This window comes from Streptomyces sp. NPDC043685 (assembly GCF_056436585.1).
This window is the reverse complement of the sequence record NZ_JBWKCH010000001.1, coordinates 321,251-337,769: the sequence shown is the minus strand read 5'-3', so window position 1 is coordinate 337,769 and position 16,519 is coordinate 321,251. Positions and strand designations below refer to the sequence as shown.

Annotated in this window: 15 protein-coding genes; 6 read left to right on the top strand and 9 right to left on the bottom strand. The window is 71.5% G+C overall.

Annotation, left to right across the window (positions count from 1 at the left end; all coding sequences use genetic code 11):
* Positions 1-2 precede the first annotated feature (2 nt).
* Positions 3-1,046, top strand: a complete 1,044-nt coding sequence (locus AC0665_RS01725) for a serine hydrolase domain-containing protein (RefSeq protein WP_478605144.1) — start codon at positions 3-5, stop codon at positions 1,044-1,046.
* 20 nt (positions 1,047-1,066) lie between these two features.
* Here the strand turns inward: AC0665_RS01725 and AC0665_RS01720 are convergent, their stop codons facing one another.
* Complete coding sequence (locus AC0665_RS01720) at positions 1,067-2,773, bottom strand: glycerol-3-phosphate dehydrogenase/oxidase (protein ID WP_478605147.1); 1,707 nt, start codon at positions 2,771-2,773, stop codon at positions 1,067-1,069.
* 271 nt (positions 2,774-3,044) lie between these two features.
* Here AC0665_RS01720 and AC0665_RS01715 point away from each other — a divergent pair, with 271 nt between their 5' ends.
* Positions 3,045-4,253 (top strand): nucleotide sugar dehydrogenase, encoded by a 1,209-nt coding sequence (locus AC0665_RS01715; protein WP_468406759.1) that lies wholly within the window; start codon positions 3,045-3,047, stop codon positions 4,251-4,253.
* A gap of 62 nt (positions 4,254-4,315) precedes the next feature.
* Here the strand turns inward: AC0665_RS01715 and AC0665_RS01710 are convergent, their stop codons facing one another.
* The 4 genes from AC0665_RS01710 to AC0665_RS01695 all read right to left on the bottom strand — a co-directional run bounded on the left by AC0665_RS01710 (position 4,316) and on the right by AC0665_RS01695 (position 8,869).
* On the bottom strand, positions 4,316-5,440 hold the full coding sequence (locus AC0665_RS01710) for a GuaB3 family IMP dehydrogenase-related protein (RefSeq protein ID WP_468406757.1): 1,125 nt from the start codon (positions 5,438-5,440) through the stop codon (positions 4,316-4,318).
* Positions 5,441-5,545: 105 nt separating this feature from the next.
* Complete coding sequence (gene guaB, locus AC0665_RS01705) at positions 5,546-7,048, bottom strand: IMP dehydrogenase (protein ID WP_468406755.1); 1,503 nt, start codon at positions 7,046-7,048, stop codon at positions 5,546-5,548.
* Between the two features lie 153 nt (positions 7,049-7,201).
* On the bottom strand, positions 7,202-7,789 hold the full coding sequence (locus AC0665_RS01700; protein ID WP_030854669.1) for a sigma-70 family RNA polymerase sigma factor: 588 nt from the start codon (positions 7,787-7,789) through the stop codon (positions 7,202-7,204).
* 468 nt (positions 7,790-8,257) lie between these two features.
* On the bottom strand, positions 8,258-8,869 hold the full coding sequence (locus AC0665_RS01695; protein ID WP_003948568.1) for a response regulator transcription factor: 612 nt from the start codon (positions 8,867-8,869) through the stop codon (positions 8,258-8,260).
* 380 nt (positions 8,870-9,249) lie between these two features.
* On the opposite strand from AC0665_RS01695, the gene AC0665_RS01690 reads away from it, so the two are divergent.
* Positions 9,250-9,579, top strand: coding sequence for a WhiB family transcriptional regulator (locus AC0665_RS01690; RefSeq protein ID WP_478605150.1), 330 nt, complete (start codon positions 9,250-9,252; stop codon positions 9,577-9,579).
* Between the two features lie 64 nt (positions 9,580-9,643).
* Here the strand turns inward: AC0665_RS01690 and AC0665_RS01685 are convergent, their stop codons facing one another.
* Positions 9,644-10,540: a LysR family transcriptional regulator gene (locus tag AC0665_RS01685; protein ID WP_361308633.1), complete on the bottom strand. Its 897-nt coding sequence runs from the start codon at positions 10,538-10,540 to the stop codon at positions 9,644-9,646.
* Between the two features lie 81 nt (positions 10,541-10,621).
* Here AC0665_RS01685 and AC0665_RS01680 point away from each other — a divergent pair, with 81 nt between their 5' ends.
* The 3 genes from AC0665_RS01680 to AC0665_RS01670 all read left to right on the top strand — a co-directional run bounded on the left by AC0665_RS01680 (position 10,622) and on the right by AC0665_RS01670 (position 12,969).
* Positions 10,622-11,290: an MOSC domain-containing protein gene (locus AC0665_RS01680; RefSeq protein WP_468406752.1), complete on the top strand. Its 669-nt coding sequence runs from the start codon at positions 10,622-10,624 to the stop codon at positions 11,288-11,290.
* A 94-nt stretch (positions 11,291-11,384) separates the two neighbouring features.
* Positions 11,385-12,158 (top strand): SDR family NAD(P)-dependent oxidoreductase, encoded by a 774-nt coding sequence (locus AC0665_RS01675; protein WP_478704231.1) that lies wholly within the window; start codon positions 11,385-11,387, stop codon positions 12,156-12,158.
* Between the two features lie 103 nt (positions 12,159-12,261).
* Positions 12,262-12,969: an ester cyclase gene (locus tag AC0665_RS01670; protein ID WP_468406748.1), complete on the top strand. Its 708-nt coding sequence runs from the start codon at positions 12,262-12,264 to the stop codon at positions 12,967-12,969.
* Positions 12,970-13,106: 137 nt separating this feature from the next.
* Here the strand turns inward: AC0665_RS01670 and AC0665_RS01665 are convergent, their stop codons facing one another.
* The 3 genes from AC0665_RS01665 to groES form a co-directional block, all read right to left on the bottom strand.
* A complete protein-coding gene (locus AC0665_RS01665) occupies positions 13,107-14,159 on the bottom strand; it encodes a hypothetical protein (protein WP_478704230.1) in 1,053 nt (350 codons plus the stop codon).
* Between the two features lie 175 nt (positions 14,160-14,334).
* Entirely contained in the window at positions 14,335-15,960 is a 1,626-nt protein-coding gene (gene groL / locus AC0665_RS01660) for a chaperonin GroEL (protein WP_478605159.1), read from the bottom strand.
* Positions 15,961-16,074: 114 nt separating this feature from the next.
* Positions 16,075-16,383 carry a co-chaperone GroES gene (groES, locus tag AC0665_RS01655; RefSeq protein ID WP_003974211.1) on the bottom strand — a complete coding sequence of 103 codons (309 nt, stop codon included), beginning with the start codon at positions 16,381-16,383 and terminating at the stop codon, positions 16,075-16,077.
* Between the last annotated feature and the right edge of the window lie 136 nt (positions 16,384-16,519).

The window sequence follows — 16,519 nt, the reverse complement described above, 5'->3', positions numbered from 1 at the left end:
GCATGCCACAGATTCGGACATTGCTGGCTCTGCCGGTGGCCGCCGCCCTGTTCGGGCTTCCCCCGGCCGACTCCTCGGCCCTGTCGATGCCGCCGACCGACGCGGTGCTGCCGCTGCTGGTGACGCGGGGCGAGGCCCCGGCCGCAGCCCTGCTGGCCCGCGAGGGGACCACCACCCGTTACGCCGCAGCCGGTTCGGGAATCGCCCGGTCGGACCATTTCCGCGCCGGCAGCATCACCAAGACGTTCCTCGCGACGGTGGTGCTGCAACTGGCCGCCGAGCACCGCCTTTCGCTGTCCGACACGGTGGAGCAGCACCTGCCCGGCCTGGTGCGGGGAGCGGGCAACGACGGCCGCGCGCTCACCCTGCGTTCCCTGCTGACCCACACCAGCGGCCTGTACGACTACACCACGGACACCGCCGGGACCATACCCGTCACACCCCGTCAGGCCCTGAGTCTGGCTCTCGCCCACCCTCCGGCCGAACGCGGCCGCTTCTCCTACTCGAACACCAACTACGTGCTGCTCGGCCTGGTCGTCCGGCAGGTCACCGGACACACGTACGCCACGGAGGCCGAGCGCCGCATCATCACCCCACTGCGCCTGACGGGCACCTCCTTTCCCGGCTCCCGTTCCTCACTGCCCGCTCCGCACGGCCGCGCCTACGCCGCCGACGGGACCGACGTCACCGCCCTCGACCCGCGGGTGGCGGGCGCCGCGGGCGAGTTGGTGACCACGCTCGCCGATCTGGACCGCTTCTACACGGCTCTGCTCGGCGGCCGGCTGCTGCCCCCGCGCCGGCTGCGCGAGATGCTCGACACCCGCACCGCGCACGGCGCGTACGGCATGGGCCTGTTTCCCGAGAAGCTTCCCTGCGGCACCACCGTGTGGGGGCACAACGGGCACATATCCGGCAGCTATGTGCGCACCGCCGCCACCGTCGACGGCCGGCGTGTCCTCACCTTCCGCGTGAACACGGACGCGATCGCGGACCCCGGCCTCGAACCCGCGCTGCTCGCCGCAGAGTTCTGCCCCCGCACCTCCTAGCGCACCTCCTAGGCGCCTGATCACAACGGCACGATGTCCGGCGCCCCCAGCCGCGCCGCGTCCGCCGTCAGGTCGTCCGGCTGACGCTGCGACTCCCGCTCGGCCTCCACCCGCTTCTCGTAGTGCTGCACCTCGCGTTCGATCTGGTCCTTGTCCCAGCCGAGGACCGGCGCCATCAGCTCGGCGGCGTCCCGCGCGCTGCGCGTGCCCCGGTCGAAGGTCTCTATGGAGATGCGCGTCCGCCGGGTCAGCACGTCGTCCAGATGCCGCGCCCCCTCGTGGGAGGCGGCGTACACGATCTCGGCCCGCAGGTAGTCGTCGGCCGCGACCAGGGGCTCGCCCAGCGAGGGGTCCTCGGCGATGAGCTCGAGCAGCTCCTCGGTCATCGCCCCGTAGCGGTTGAGCAGGTGCTCGACCCGCACCACGTGGAGCCCGGTGCGGGCGGCGATCCGCGCCCGGGCGTTCCACAGCGCCCGGTAGCCCTCGGCGCCCAGCAGCGGCACGTCCTCCGTGACGCACTCGGCGACCCGCATGTCGAGTCCGTGCACCGCCGCGTCCACCGCGTCCTTGGCCATGACCCGGTACGTCGTGTACTTGCCGCCCGCCACGACGACCAGCCCGGGCACCGGGTGTGCCACGGTGTGCTCGCGGGACAGCTTGCTGGTGGCGTCGGACTCACCGGCGAGCAGGGGGCGCAGACCCGCGTACACGCCCTCGACGTCGTCCCTGGTGAGCGGCACCGCGAGGACCGAGTTCACATGCTCCAGCAGGTAGTCGATGTCCGCGCTGGAGGCGGCCGGGTGGGCCTTGTCGAGGTCCCAGTCGGTGTCCGTGGTGCCGACGATCCAGTGCCGGCCCCAGGGGATGACGAACAGCACGGACTTCTCCGTGCGCAGGATCAGGCCGGTCGTGGAGTGGATCCGGTCGCGCGGCACGACCAGGTGGATGCCCTTGGACGCCCGCACGTGGAACTGCCCGCGCTCCCCGACCATCGCCTGGGTGTCGTCCGTCCACACGCCGGTGGCGTTGACGACCTGCTTGGCGCGGATCTCGTACTCGCCGCCGCCTTCGACGTCCTGCACCTTCGCGCCGACGACCCTCTCGCCCTCACGCAGGAAGCCCGTCACCCGCGCGCGGTTGGCGGCCTTCGCGCCGTACGACACCGCCGTGCGCACCAGGGTCGCCACGTAGCGGGCGTCGTCCATCTGGGCGTCGTAGTACTGCAACGCGCCGACCAGCGCGTTCTTCTTCAGGCAGGGCGCCACGCGCAGGGCGTGAGAGCGGGTCAGATGGCGGTGCATCGGCAGGCCCCGGCCGTGCCCGCGGGCCATGGACATGGCGTCGTACATGGCGACGCCCGATCCCGCGTACAGCCGCTCCCAGCCCTTGTGCTGCAACGGATACAGGAACGGCACCGGCTTCACCAGATGCGGGGCGAGCCGCTCCAGCAGCAGGCCGCGCTCCTTCAGGGCCTCGCGGACGAGCGCGAAGTCGAGCATCTCCAGATAGCGCAGCCCGCCGTGGATGAGCTTGCTGGACCGGCTGGAGGTGCCGGACGCCCAGTCGCGCGCCTCGACCAGACCGGTGGACAAGCCCCGGGTCACGGCGTCGAGCGCGGTGCCCGCACCGACCACGCCTGCGCCCACGACCAGCACGTCCAGCTCGCGCTCGGCCATCGATGCGAGTGACTCGACGCGCTGCGCCGGTCCGAGTGTCGCTGTCCTCACCGCTGCCTCCCGCTGATCGGTCGCACCGGCCCCACCCGTCGGGTGAGACCCCGTCCGTACCCCCTGCCCAAATTCTGACCGCGTTGCCCCACTTCAGCCACCACGGGCCCGCAGCCTGTGGACAACGCTCACGGAACACTCACCCGAAACTCGGCCGGACAATCCCGCATATCGGTCATATTTACTCCTAGTCTGACATTGCGCTCGCCCGTCCTGTCCACAGGGCTTGCGCACCTGTCCCACTTCGGCTATCGGGAAGGACGGCCACGCCATGCCCGCAGATCTCGCCGTCATCGGACTCGGCGCATACGGCCTGCCCCTGGCCCAGGCCGCCGTCGCCGCCGGCATCCCCACCATCGGCTACCGGACCGGCCCCGAGGCGGGCTCGCTCAGCCCCGCCGAACTGCGCCGGATGCTCTCGGGGGGCTTCCGGCCGATCACCGACCCGGCCGAGCTCGGCCGGGTGCGCACGGCGGTCATCTGCGCGCCGACCCCGCGCGGAGCGGACGGCGGACTCGACCTGACCCAGCTGGAGGCGGCCGCCCGCACCCTGGCCGCCCGTCTGCGCCCGCACACCACGGTGATCCTGGAGTCCCCGGTGTACCCGGGGGCGACCCAGGAGGTCCTGCGTCCGCTCCTCGAGGAGGGCTCCGGCCTGCGCGCGGGCCGCGACTTCCACCTCGCGTACTCCCCCAGCCGCGTCGACCCGGGCAACCGCGACGTCACGCCCGCCACCACCCCCAAGGTCATCGGCGGCCTCACCCCGGCCTGCACCGAGTCGGCCGCCGCGTTCTACGGACGGCTGACCGACAAGGTGGTACGCGCGCGTGGCCTGCGCGAGGCGGAGACCGTGCAGCTGCTGGAGACCAACTACCGCCATGTGAACATCGCGCTCGTCAACGAGATGGCCGTCCTCTGCAACGACCTGGGCGTCGACCTCTGGGACGTCGTCCGCTGCGCGGAGACCAAGCCGTTCGGCTTCCAGGCCTTCCGCCCGGGCCCCGGCGTCGGCGGCCACTCGGTCCCCCAGGACATGACCGCCGGGGGCGGCCGGGGCCTGCGCATGGTGGAACTGGCCCAGCAGGTCAACAGCCGCATGCCGGGCTACGTCGTCCAGCGGGCCGCCACGCTCCTCAACGAACACGGCAAGTCGGCCCGGGGCGCCCGGGTGCTCCTCCTCGGCGTCACCTACAAACCCGACCTCGCCGACCTCCAGGGCACCCCGGCCCGCGAGATCGCCCTGCGCCTGCGGGAACTGGGCGCGGCGGTCAGCTACCACGACCCGTACGTCCCGGCCTGGAGCGTCCTCGACCACCCCGTGCCGCGCGCGGACTCCCTCTACGAGGCGGCGGCCGACGCGGACCTGACCATCCTGCTCCAGCAGCACCGCACGTACGACCTCCAGGGCCTGTCGGTGAAGGCCCAGCTCCTGCTGGACACGCGCGGGGCGGCGCCCACGGGGGCGGCGCACCGGTTGTGACACAGGAGAAGGGCCGGTCGCCCCACCCGGGGTGACCGGCCCTTCCGCGCTTTTCGGGCGGCCTACCGCCGGTGCTGCGAGTCCGCCACCGTCACCTCGACGCGCTGGAACTCCTTCAGCTCGCTGTAGCCGGTCGTGGACATGGCCCGGCGCAGGGCGCCGAAGAGGTTCATCGAGCCGTCGGGGGTGTGGGACGGGCCCGTGAGGATCTCCTCCAGGGTGCCGACCGTGCCGAGGGCGACCTTCTTGCCCCGCGGCAGTTCCTCGTTCACGGCCTCCATGCCCCAGTGGTGGCCACGGCCGGGCCCGTCGGTGGCACGGGCCAGCGGGGAGCCCATCATGACCGCGTCGGCGCCGCAGGCGATCGCCTTGGGCAGGTCGCCGGACCAGCCGACACCGCCGTCCGCGATCACGTGCACGTACCGGCCGCCCGACTCGTCCATGTAGTCACGGCGTGCGGCGGCCACGTCGGCCACCGCCGTCGCCATGGGGACCTGGATGCCGAGCACGTTGCGCGTGGTGTGCGCGGCGCCGCCGCCGAAGCCGACCAGCACACCGGCCGCGCCGGTGCGCATCAGGTGCAGGGCCGCCGTGTACGTGGCGCAGCCGCCGACGATCACCGGGACGTCCAGCTCGTAGATGAACTGCTTCAGGTTCAGCGGCTCGTGCGCGCCGGAGACGTGCTCGGCGGAGACCGTCGTACCGCGGATGACGAAGATGTCCACGCCCGCGTCCACGACGGCCTTGGAGAACTGGGCGGTGCGCTGCGGGGAGAGCGCGGCGGCGGTGACGACGCCGGAGTCGCGCACCTCCTTGAGGCGCTGCCCGATCAGCTCCTCCTTGATGGGAGCGGCGTAGATCTCCTGCAGACGGCGGGTCGCGGTCTCCGAGTCCAGCTCGGCGATCTCGTCGAGCAGCGGCTGCGGGTCCTCGTAGCGCGTCCACAGGCCTTCGAGGTTCAGCACGCCGAGGCCGCCGAGCTCGCCGATGCGGATGGCGGTGGCCGGGGACACGACCGAGTCCATGGGGGCGGCCAGGAAGGGCAGCTCGAAGCGGTAGGCGTCGATCTGCCAGGCGATCGAGACCTCCTTCGGGTCCCGCGTACGGCGGCTGGGGACGACGGCGATGTCGTCGAAGGCGTACGCCCGGCGGCCGCGCTTGCCGCGCCCGATCTCGATCTCAGTCACGTTGGTGGCCTTTCCCTGATGCGTTTCAGCGTCTTCCAGTATCGCCGACGGGCACGCCGAGGGCGGCCCCGGATGCCCCGGGGCCGCCCTCGGAAGGCCTGGCCGCTACTTACGGCTGTAGTTCGGCGCCTCGACCGTCATCTGGATGTCGTGCGGGTGGCTCTCCTTGAGGCCCGCCGAGGTGATCCGGACGAAGCGGCCCTTGGACTCCATCTCCTCGATGGTGGCCGCGCCCACGTAGCCCATGGTCTGGCGCAGACCGCCGACGAGCTGGTGCAGCACGTTGGCCAGCGGGCCCCGGTAGGGCACCTGGCCCTCGATGCCCTCGGGCACGAGCTTGTCGTCGGAGCCGACCTCGGCCTGGAAGTAGCGGTCCTTGGAGTACGACCTGGCCTGGCCGCGGGACTGCATCGCGCCGAGCGAGCCCATGCCGCGGTACGACTTGAACTGCTTGCCGTTGATGAACTGCAGCTCGCCCGGGGACTCCTCACAACCGGCGAGGAGGCTGCCCAGCATCACGGTGTCGGCGCCGGCGGCCAGGGCCTTGCCGATGTCGCCGGAGTACTGCAGACCGCCGTCGCCGATCAGCGGGATGCCCGCCGGACGGGCCGCGAGGGAGGCCTCGTAGATGGCCGTGACCTGCGGGACGCCGATGCCGGCGACCACGCGGGTGGTGCAGATCGAACCGGGGCCCACGCCCACCTTGATGCCGTCGACACCGGCGTCGATCAGCGCCTGGGCCCCGTCACGCGTGGCGACGTTGCCGCCGATCACGTCGACGTTCACGCTCGACTTGATCTTCGACATCCAGCTGAGGGCGTTGCTGTTGTGGCCGTGCGAGGTGTCGACGACCAGGAAGTCCACACCGGCACCGGCCAGCGCCTGGGCCCGCTCCAGGGCCTCGGGGCTGGCACCCACGGCCGCGCCGACGAGCAGCCGGCCCTCGGCGTCCTTCGCCGCGTGCGGGTACTGCTCGGCCTTGACGAAGTCCTTGACCGTGATGAGGCCCTTGAGGACACCCGCGTCGTCGACCAGCGGAAGCTTCTCGATCTTGTGGCGGCGCAGCAGCTCCATGGCGTCGGCACCGGAGATGCCGACCTTGCCCGTGACCAGCGGCATCGGCGTCATGACCTCGCGCACCTGACGGGTGCGGTCGGTCTCGAAGGCCATGTCGCGGTTGGTGACGATGCCGAGCAGCTTCTTGTTGCCGTCGGTGACCGGGACGCCGCTGATGCGGAACTTGGCGCACAGGGCGTCGGCCTCGGCCAGCGTCGCGTCCGGGTGCACCGTGATCGGGTCGGTGACCATGCCGGACTCGGAGCGCTTGACCAGGTCGACCTGGTTGACCTGGTCCTCGATGGACAGGTTGCGGTGCAGGACGCCGACGCCGCCCTGGCGGGCCATCGCGATCGCCATGCGGGACTCGGTCACCTTGTCCATCGCCGCGGACAGCAGCGGGATGTTGACCCGGACGTTGCGGGAGATGCGGGACGAGGTGTCGACCGCGTTGGGGAGCACCTCGGATGCACCCGGCAGCAGCAGCACGTCGTCGTAGGTCAGCCCGAGTGTCGCGAATTTACCGGGCACTCCGTCGACGTTGGCAGTCATGACACCTTCCCCAAATGGCCTTGATCGGTGCGGATGTCCATGCTAACGGGCAGCGGGGCTGTCTCATTCCACGGTTCCACCCGGCTCCGGGCTTCGTATGTTCGTACGGAAGCGGCACACCGCCTGTTCAACGGAGGGGCAGTTCGCCTGGCGCTACTGCTCGGCCAGGGCCCTCAGCCGGCTCAGCGCCCGGTGCTGGGCCACCCGGACCGCACCGGGTGACATTCCCAACATCTGGCCGGTCTCCTCGGCCGTCAGCCCCACCGCGATCCGCAGCAGCAGCAGCTCCCGCTGGTTCTCGGGCAGGTTGGCCAGCAGTTTCTTGGCCCATTCCGCGTCACTGCTGAGCAGGGCGCGCTCCTCCGGACCGAGGGAGTCGTCCGGCCGCTCGGGCATCTCGTCGGAGGGGACGGCCGTCGAACCGGGGTGCCGCATCGCCGCACGCTGGAGGTCGGCGACCTTGTGGGCGGCGATGGCGAAGACGAACGCCTCGAAGGGGCGCCCGGTGTCCCGGTAGCGGGGCAGTGCGAGGAGCACCGCCACGCAGACCTCCTGGGCGAGGTCCTCCACGAAGTGCCGGGCGTCGCCCGGGAGACGGGACAGACGGGTGCGGCAGTAGCGCAGGGCCAGCGGGTGGACATGGGCGAGCAGGTCGTGCGTGGCCTGCTCGTCCCCGTCGACGGCGCGGTGGACGAGCGCACCGATCGCGCCCTGGGCAGGGGCCGCCTCGTCGTCGCGCATCGGTCCATGGTGCCTTGCGGCCACCGGGTCCGCGGCACCGCGCCCGTTGTTGTGCACCGAAGCGTTATGAGCAGGTGCGCCGGCACTCATCCCCTGCGCCCTCCCCTTCCGCTCGACCGACTCGTCCCCGAGGAACTCCACACCCCCAAGGATGCGGCATCCGCGGCGAAACGAGCAGCGGGCCTTCGGCGGACCCCCGGTCCACCCGCGCCCACCTGGCGTTCCGTGCCTCACCACGACCGCTGGGGCCTGCCGTTCGGATCGTCCCGGGGACGTGGGCCCTCGCCCGCGCCGTCCGGGGCTCTCGACCTCGCCCGGATGGGTGCGCAGGGGCGGCGGCGCCGTCATCGGCCACCGGCTCCGGTCCACGTGGGTGCGGCTCGCGCGGGGGCATCCAGGTGCCCCCGCTCGCCGGCCCCGGCCTGAGGCCGCGCGGCGTCGAAGCCGGGCCGATCCGAAGGACAGGCCCTAGCGCACCAGACCCCATCGGAAGCCGAGCGCCACCGCGTGGGCCCGGTCCGAGGCGCCGAGCTTCTTGAACAGGCGCCGGGCGTGCGTCTTGACGGTGTCCTCGGAGAGGAACAGCTCGCGGCCGATCTCGGCGTTGGAGCGGCCGTGGCTCATGCCTTCGAGGACCTGGATCTCACGCGCGGTGAGCGTGGGCGCGGCGCCCATCTCGGCCGAGCGCAGCCGGCGCGGGGCGAGCCGCCAGGTCGGGTCGGCCAGGGCCTGGGTCACCGTCGCGCGCAGTTCCGCGCGGGAGGCGTCCTTGTGCAGATAGCCGCGGGCACCGGCGGCGACCGCGAGGGCAACGCCGTCCAGGTCCTCGGCGACGGTGAGCATGATGATGCGCGCACCGGGGTCGGCCGACAGCAGCCGCCGGACTGTCTCGACGCCGCCCAGTCCGGGCATGCGTACGTCCATCAGAATCAGGTCCGAGCGGTCGGCCCCCCAGCGGCGGAGGACTTCCTCGCCGTTGGCCGCCGTCGTCACGCGCTCTACGCCGGGCACGGTCGCGACCGCACGACGGAGCGCCTCTCGGGCAAGCGGGGAGTCGTCGCAGACGAGGACGGATGTCATGACCGCCCTCCGCAGCTGATGCACGTCACCTTGAGCCTCCAGGCTGGTACGAAATCGTCACCTGTGCGGTCGACCGCCCCGGACACCCGTCCGAGCGCTTGTTGCTTCAACCGCCTCGCACTCTCAACGACGGTCACTCGAAAGAGTTACGGGGCCGGCTGCCCTCTTCGGCACTCTACGTGAGGGGACGGACACGGTGCAGACATGCACCGCAGACCCTCGAACTTTCATCACAACCTATGCCCCATTCAGACCCATTTCTTCCGCTTTGCCAGTGTCTGGAGCTAGATTCGCAATGAGTCATATTTTCATCTCCTTAGATCGTAGTTGTACGGTCGTAGACACCGGATCCGCCCAGAACGGCTACAAGGGGTCACGTAATGGCAGATTTCTCCCGCCTTCCCGGACCGAACGCGGACCTGTGGGACTGGCAGCTGCTGGCTGCCTGTCGCGGGGTGGACAGCTCGCTCTTCTTCCATCCGGAGGGCGAGCGCGGTGCGGCGCGGAGTGCTCGTGAGAACTCGGCCAAAGAGGTCTGCATGCGGTGCCCGGTGCGTGCCGAGTGCGCCGCCCACGCCCTGGCGGTGCGCGAGCCGTACGGCGTGTGGGGCGGGCTGACCGAGGACGAGCGCGAAGAGCTCATGGGGCGGGCACGCAACCGGCTGGTGTCGGCGTCGGCATCGGGCGGGCACTCCGCCTCGAACAGCTGAAGGAACGTTTCTGCTTACCGGCACGCGCACGCGTGCCGTTGGTTTTTGACGCGGGCGGGCCGCGCTAGCGGCGGGCGGCCCGGGCCAGCTGGTCGAGCGTCGCGGCCACCGCCGGGACCTGTGCGAGGTCGGGCAGGGTGAGCGCGACGATCTCCCGCCGCACCGCCGGTTCGAGCCGCACGGTGCGCACCCCCCGGGGCCGTACCGACTCGACGGCCAGCTGGGGCAGCACGGCCACGCCCAGTCCGGCCCCCACCAGTCCGACGACGGCCGGGTAGTCGTCGGTCGCGAAGTCGATGCGCGGGGTGAAGCCGGCCGCCGCGCACACCTCGACCAGTTGTCCGCGGCAGCGCGGGCAGCCCGCGATCCACGGCTCCTCGGTGAGCTCGCCGATGGCGACGGACTGCGCGCCGGCGAGCCGGTGCCGCTCCGGCACGAGCGCGACGAGCCGGTCCGAGAGCAGCGGCCGTACGACCAGGTCGTCCCATTCCTCGGCGCCCGCCGCCCCTTCGTAGCGGAAGGCGAGCGCCACGTCGCAGTCGCCCTCGCGCAGCAGACCGACGGAGGCGGGCGGTTCGGCCTCCTCCAGGGAGACACGGGTGCCGGGGTGCGCCTCGCGCAGCGCGGCGAGGGCCGTGGGCACGAGGGTGGAGCTGCCGCTGGGGAAGGAGACGAGCCGGACCCGGCCCGCGCGCAGCCCGGCGATGGCGGCGACCTCCTCCTCGGCCGCGGTGAGCCCGGCGAGGATCCCGGCGGCGTGCCGCACCAGGGCCTCACCGGCCTGGGTCAGGCGCATCTCCCGTCCGGTGCGGATCAGCAGCGGTGTGCCGACGGAGGTCTCCAGGGCCTTCATCTGCTGGCTGACGGCGGGCTGGGTGCAGCCCAGCTCACGGCCCGCGGCGGAGAAGGAACCGGTGGTCGCGACGGCGCGCAGGACACGGAGATGACGAGCTTCGATCACCCTTCGAGGATAAGTCACCCTTTGAAGCCGCCGCCGATAATGCGTCGACGCTTTGGGTGACGGTCGCCTACCGTGCCGGGCATGAGGCTTCTGTCGGTGAATCTGGGCCATGCCGTGGCCGTGCCCTACACGGACAACCCCGAGGGTGTGACCGGGATCGACAAGCGGCCGGTGGACGGGCCGGTGCGGGTGTCCGCGCCCGGGCCCAAGGGCATCGGCGGCAGCGGGCTGGCCGGGGACGCGGTGTGCAAGCTGGAGCATCACGGCGGTGACGACCAGGCGGTGTACGCCATGGCCCGCGAGGACATGGACGAGTGGGAACGCGAGCTGGGCCGGACGCTGGCCGACGGCGCGTTCGGCGAGAACCTCACGACCCAGGGCCTGGACGTGTCCGGCGCGCTGATCGGCGAGCGCTGGCGCATCGGTCCCGAGGTGGTGCTGGAGATCACCTCCGGGCGGATACCGTGCCGTACGTTCCAGGGCCACATGGACGAGAAGGGCTGGGTGAAGCGGTTCACGCAGCGGGGTGCCCCGGGGGCGTACCTGCGGGTGATCGTGCCCGGGGAGATCCGGGCGGGCGACGCCGTCGAGATCGTGCACCGGCCCGGTCACGACGTCACCGTGGCCCTGCAGTTCCGGGCGGTGACGACCGAGCGGACGCTGCTGCCGCGTCTGCTGGCCGCGGGCGAGGCGCTGCACCCGGAGTTGCTGCGGACGGCACGGGAGTACCAGGCGAAGTACGGGTCCTGACGCCCGCTCACCACGCCCGTGTTCACCGACCCTTCACCACGGACGACCCCACGGGGAAGCGGACCCACGCAGTCCAGGTCACTAACCTTCTGCCATGACAACGGCTCTGATTACGGGATCGACGGCAGGCATCGGGGCCGCGTTCGCGCGGCGACTGGCGGCGGACGGGCACAACCTGGTGCTGGTGGCCCGCGACACCAAGAGGCTTCGGGAACAGGCGACCGAGCTGCACGACCGGCACGGCATCGAGGCGGAGGTGCTGACGGCCGACCTGGCCGAGGACGAGGGCATCGAGGCGGTGGCCGCCCGCCTCGGTGACCGCAAGAACCCGGTCGACCTGCTGGTCAACAACGCCGGGTTCGGCAACAAGGGCCGGTATCTCGAGGTCTCCATGGCCGACGAGCTGAGGATGCTGAAGGTGCACTGCGAGGCGGTGCTGCGGCTGACGTCGGCGGCGACCGGGGCCATGCGCGAGCGCGGGCGCGGCGGCGTCGTCAACGTCGCGTCGGTGGCCGCCTTCGTCCCGCGGGGCACCTACGGCGCCTCCAAGGCCTGGGTCGTGCAGTTCACGCAGGGCGCGGCGCGCGACCTGGCGGGCAGCGGCGTACGGCTGATGGCGCTCTGCCCGGGGTTCGTGCGCACCGAGTTCCACGAGCGGGCCGGGATGGGCACGGACAACATCCCGGGCTGGATGTGGCTCGACGCGGACAAGCTGGTGGCGGCGGCGCTTCAGGATCTGGCGCGCGGCAAGACGCTGTCCATTCCGGACCCCCGCTACAAGGCGCTGATGGGGGCGGCGAAGCTGGTGCCGCGGGGGATGCTCGGGGCGGTGTCGTCCAGGACGGGACGCAAGTACGGGCCGCAGTAGGCGCGGGCGGCCCGGCCACTCCTCCCCCGCCGGGAGGCATCCGGGCGGGCCCCTTGGGACAATGGAGCTGTTCAGCCGGACCCGGGGGGCCGGAGGCGAGGCCATGACCTTCGTACAGCTCATCGAATGCAGGACCAGCCGGCTCGACGAGATGAACCGGCTGATGGACCGGTGGGTCGAGCAGACCAAGGGGAAGCGGACCGCGTCGCACAGTGTGGTGGCCAAGGACCGGGCCGACGCCTCACACATCGTGGAGATCGTGGAGTTCCCGTCGTACGAGGAGGCGATGCGCAACTCCGGGCTGCCGGAGACCGACCGGATCTTCCAGGACATGGTGGCGCTCTGCGACGAGACGCCGGTCTTCACGGACCTGGACGTGGTGCGGGACGAGCAGTTGTACGCGGCCACCGCGCGCAGGTTCTTCGAGCTCGTGGCGGGCCGGGGGGACGCGCCGCCGATGAACGACGTGTTCACCGAGGACTACCACGACCACGATCCCGCCAATGTGCAGGACACCATCGGGCTGGACGCGATGCGGCGCGAGGTGGAGGTGTGGCGGGGCGGCTTCGACTTCTCGTTCACCGTCGAGGACCAGCTGGCGCAGGGCGACCGGGTGTGCACCCGGTGGACCTTCCGCGGGCGCCACACCGGCGACTTCCTGGGGATCCCGCCGACCGGGCAGGACGTCACCATGACCGGCACGACCATCCACCGCTGCACACCCGACGGGAAGATCGCCGAGGGCTGGTGGCAGTACGACCGGCTGGGGCTGATGCAGCAGCTCGGGGCGCTGGAGCCCACGGAGCTCTGACCCTGCGGCGCTCCTTCCGGTCAGCCGACCCGGCGGGCGACGGTGCGCGCCCGCCGGGGACCGGGCGTGCGGCGTTCCTGCCGGGGGACCGCCGGGCGTAGGTCTCAGGACGCGGGAGGGGTATGGCCGTCGGCCGGCTAGTCGCCTCCGCCGCCGCCCCCTCCGTCACCGCCGCCGCCGTCGCCGCCGCCCCCGCCTCCGTCGCCCCCGTCCCCGCCGTCGCTGCCCCAGCCGTCGCCGCCGCCGGGTTCGTTGTCGTCGCGGTTCGTGCCGAGGTTGCTGAACCAGGGGCGCTCCCAGAGGTCGTCGCCCGTGTTCCGGCGGGAGCTCACGGCGCGGAACCTGGCCAGGCCCGTGGTGTCACCGAGGCCGAAGGACACCGCGACCGCGTGGGCCATCACGGCGTCCAGGGGGTCGGGGCTCTCGTGGTGCACGTCGGCCAGCGGCAGCAGCACCGAGCCCGGCGGGGGGCCGGACCGCCGTGAGGGGCGGGTCAGCAGCGCGACCCGCTGGTCGTCGCGCAGCAGCCACGAACTCACGGCGTTCTCGCGACGCAGGGTCCAGAGCCGGTCCGGCAGGGCGATCTCGACCTTGCTCTTGGACTTGCGCACCTTCTTGCGCAGGTCGAGCCGTGCGGTGACGTCACCGACGGCCATGACCAAGCCGTTGGCCCGGTCGGCGCTGTCGGGGCGGTAGCCGTACGGTGCCCACAGGCGCACCGTGGGGGCGTGCGGGCCCCAGACGTCCACGCGTACCGAGCGCCGGTCCACGGCGACGGTCACCCGCCCGGCGGGACCGGGCGCGTGGCGGCGCGCGATCCACAGCGGTACGCCCTCCGCCCGCGCCTGGGCGGCGAGGTCGGCCACGTGGTCCGGCCCGCCGCACCGGCGCACCGCCAGTTCGCCCAGCGCGCGGGCGAAGTCGGCGGCCTGACGGACCTTCAGAGGAGTGGTGGTGCCGGTCACGCGGGTGACCGGGACGACGCCGGGGCCCTGGGGCAGCGTCCCCAGGGGGCGCTCGGTGCCCCCGCCGCCGAGCCAGCGGCCCCGCAGGAACGCCTCGGCCATGGCGGCGAGGTTCAGCTCGTCCGGCGGGGTCGTCCTGCCGCCCCTGCGCAGTCCGTCCTCGGTGAGCCGCACGGTCCGCGCCAGCGGGTTGCGGGACCGCTCCCCGTAGAGCACCTGGTTCATCCCTGCCCCCTCATGATCCGGCTGCTGTGGGGGTAGACCGTCGCGGGCCCCGGCCCGGTTCCCGGACCGGCGGTGGACGGAGCACGGCGAAGGCCCGGCAGCCCCGTCTGGCGGGGTGCCGGGCCTTCGTTCGGGCTCGGGCGAGCTGACGTCGTCAGCCCTCAGCCGTCATGCCTCAGTGGGAGTGGCCGTGGCCGTGGCCCGCGGCGGCCGGCTCCTCTTCTTCCTTCTTCTCGACGACCAGGGTCTCGGTCGTGAGGAGGAGGGAGGCGATGGAGGCGGCGTTCTCCAGGGCGGAGCGGGTGACCTTCACCGGGTCGATGACGCCGGCCTTGACCAGGTCGCCGTACTCGCCGGTGGCGGCGTTGAAGCCCTGGCCCTTGTCGAGCTCGGCGACCTTCGAGGTGATGACGTAGCCCTCGAGACCGGCGTTCTCGGCGATCCAGCGCAGCGGCTCGACGGCGGCCTTGCGGACGACCGCGACACCCGTGGCCTCGTCGCCGGTCTTGCCGAGGTTGCCCTCCAGGACCTTGACGGCGTGGACCAGCGCGGAGCCACCACCGGAGACGATGCCCTCCTCGACCGCGGCGCGGGTCGCGGAGATGGCGTCCTCCAGACGGTGCTTGCGCTCCTTGAGCTCGACCTCGGTGGCGGCACCCACGCGGATGACGCACACGCCGCCGGCCAGCTTCGCGAGGCGCTCCTGGAGCTTCTCGCGGTCCCAGTCGGAGTCCGTGGTCTCGATCTCGGCCTTGATCTGGGCGACGCGGCCCTGAACGTCGTCCTTGTTGCCGGCGCCGTCGACGACCGTGGTGTCGTCCTTGGTGACGGTGACACGGCGGGCGGAGCCGAGGACGTCCAGACCGACCTGGTCGAGCTTGAGGCCGACCTCCTCGGAGACGACCGTGGCGCCGGTGAGGATCGCAAGGTCCTGCAGCATCGCCTTGCGGCGGTCGCCGAAGCCGGGGGCCTTCACGGCGACGGCGTTGAACGTGCCGCGGATCTTGTTCACGACGAGGGTCGACAGGGCCTCGCCCTCGACGTCCTCGGCGATGATCAGCAGCGGCTTGGAGGCGTTGGACTGGATGACCTTCTCCAGCAGCGGCAGCAGGTCCGCGATGGCGGAGATCTTGCCCTGCGTGATGAGGATGTAGGGGTCGTCCAGGACGGCTTCCATGCGCTCCTGGTCCGTCACGAAGTACGGCGACAGGTAGCCCTTGTCGAAGGCCATGCCCTCGGTGAAGTCGAGCTCCAGACCGAAGGTGTTGGACTCCTCGACGGTGATGACACCGTCCTTGCCGACCTTGTCCATCGCCTCGGCGATGAGCTCGCCGACCTGGCTGTCCTGGGCGGACAGACCGGCGACGGCGGCGATGTCGGACTTCTCGTCGATCGGCCGGGCGGTCGCGAGGAGCTCCTCGGAGACCGCGGCGACGGCCGCGTCGATGCCCTTCTTCAGGGCGGCCGGGGAGGCACCCGCGGCGACGTTCTTCAGGCCCTCGCGCACGAGCGCCTGGGCGAGCACGGTCGCGGTGGTCGTACCGTCACCCGCGATGTCGTTGGTCTTGGTCGCCACCTCCTTGACCAGCTGGGCACCGAGGTTCTCGTACGGGTCCTCGACCTCGACCTCACGGGCGATGGTCACACCGTCGTTGGTGATGGTGGGAGCGCCGAACTTCTTGTCGATGACGACGTTGCGGCCCTTGGGGCCGATCGTCACCTTGACCGTGTCGGCAAGCTTGTTGACGCCGCGCTCGAGGGCGCGACGGGCGTCCTCGTCGAACTTCAGGATCTTCGCCATGGGAGCGTGAGCCCTCTTCCGGAATCAGGGGTTACGGCACTGCGCCCCGGGCGCCCGGCTCAATAGCGATCGCGGGGGCCAGGGGCGCAGTTCAAAGCAAGGTGCTGGGGTGAATCACTTCTCGACGATCGCGAGCACGTCGCGGGCCGAGAGGACGAGGTACTCCTCGCCGTTGTACTTCACCTCGGTGCCGCCGTACTTGCTGTAGAGCACGACGTCGCCGACGGAGACGTCGAGCGGAAGACGGTTACCGTCCTCGAAGCGGCCCGGGCCCACGGCCAGGACGACGCCCTCCTGGGGCTTCTCCTTGGCGGTGTCCGGGATGACCAGGCCAGAGGCGGTGGTCTGCTCGGCGTCGAGCGGCTGGACCACAATGCGGTCCTCGAGCGGCTTGATGGCAACCTTGGAGCTGGTGGTCGTCACGATCCGACCTCCCCCTTCGGAGATCTCACGGGGTTAACTGTCTGAGGTGGCGACCAGGTCGATCCGTCGTCGCGGGTGCCGGACCTGCCCGTCGCTGTGTTGGCACTCTCCTAGGGGGAGTGCCAGAGCCGAGACT